Origin of the sequence: Dietzia sp. HMSC21D01, assembly GCF_001815995.1 — a bacterium.
Classification (GTDB): Bacteria; Actinomycetota; Actinomycetes; order Mycobacteriales; family Mycobacteriaceae; genus Dietzia; species Dietzia cinnamea.
Genome location: NZ_KV823655.1, coordinates 1 through 706, shown reverse-complemented (window position 1 = coordinate 706; position 706 = coordinate 1). Strand labels below are relative to the sequence as shown.

Sequence of the window (706 nt, the reverse complement as noted above, 5' to 3'; positions counted from 1 at the left end):
CCGATCGCATAGCGAGGGCAGGCAGGGGCATGGCCCCCCGGGTCCCGGTCTTTCGAGAGCGAACCGTGCTCTTGAGATCAGGTGAGCCCCCTTCTCGGCGACCATCGACGGCCTTGAAGAACTAGAGCCAGTCGTTGCCACCGAGACGAAGAGCGCTCACGTCAAGGCCAGGGGTGAGGCCTGTCTGGGGTGCGAGATCGTGCTTTTCCAGGACGGCGCGGAGCGTCTCGGCCGCGTCGATGTTCAGCGGGCTCGAGACCCACATACCGTAGGGCAGATTGACGAAGCGGTTCTCGCGCACGGCTTTGAGGTCCCGGCTGGCGGGGTGAGCCTTGAGCGCAGCAATCTTGTCGTCCACCGTCTGTTCGCCGTAGTCGACGAACGCGATCATGTCCGGGTCCTCAGCCGCGAGGCGTTCCCAGCTGACGCTGGTCCAGGTATCTGCGACATCTTCGGTGGCGCTGCGCGCACCTGCGGCGTCGATGATCCCCTGGGGTCCGCCGAACGACCCGGAGGACAAGATGGTGTCGCTCGTGCTGTCGACGAGAAAGATGGTCGGCTTGTCCTGCGGGGCGGGCAGAGCACGCAGCGCCTCCAGCCGCTCGGCCACCTCGTCTGCCGCTGCCGCGCCCGACTCGGCGTTGCCGGTAATGGTCCCGATGTTGCGCAGGTCGGAGTCGAGTGCCTGCCACGGGTCCATGGTCCC

1 protein-coding gene is annotated in these 706 nt (G+C 66.4%); it reads right to left on the bottom strand.

The window, feature by feature from the left end; all coding sequences use genetic code 11:
- Positions 1 to 121: 121 nt before the first annotated feature.
- Positions 122 to 706: ABC transporter substrate-binding protein (locus HMPREF3086_RS01390; protein ID WP_168169032.1), on the bottom strand; the 585-nt coding region annotated here is incomplete at its 5' end.